This window comes from Streptomyces beijiangensis (genome assembly GCF_017315755.1).
GTDB classification, from domain to species: Bacteria; Actinomycetota; Actinomycetes; order Streptomycetales; family Streptomycetaceae; genus Streptomyces; species Streptomyces beijiangensis.
Genome location: NZ_JAFLRJ010001569.1, coordinates 1 through 240, shown reverse-complemented (window position 1 = coordinate 240; position 240 = coordinate 1). Strand labels below are relative to the sequence as shown.

The following is a 240-nucleotide window of genomic DNA, read 5'->3' as shown; positions in this document are numbered from 1 at the left end:
TCTTCGTTCCGTTCTTCCCGCGTATCTCGAATGGCACCGTTCCTTGTTGCTCCCCAGGAGGTGAGCCAGATGGTCATGCCGCTGCGTCAGTCCGTCAAGGTCGCTACGTACTTGGCCGAACAGAAGCTCCGTCGGCGGGACAAGTTTCCGCTGATCGTCGAACTGGAACCGCTCTTCGCCTGCAACCTCGCCTGTGAGGGGTGCGGGAAGATCCAGCACCCGGCCGGGGTGCTCAAGCAG

1 pseudogene is annotated in these 240 nt (G+C 61.7%); it reads left to right on the top strand.

The annotated features are described in order from the left end of the window. Window positions 1-69 precede the first annotated feature (69 nt). Window positions 70-240: pseudogene (locus J0695_RS42725) on the top strand (adenosyl-hopene transferase HpnH); the annotation flags it as partial.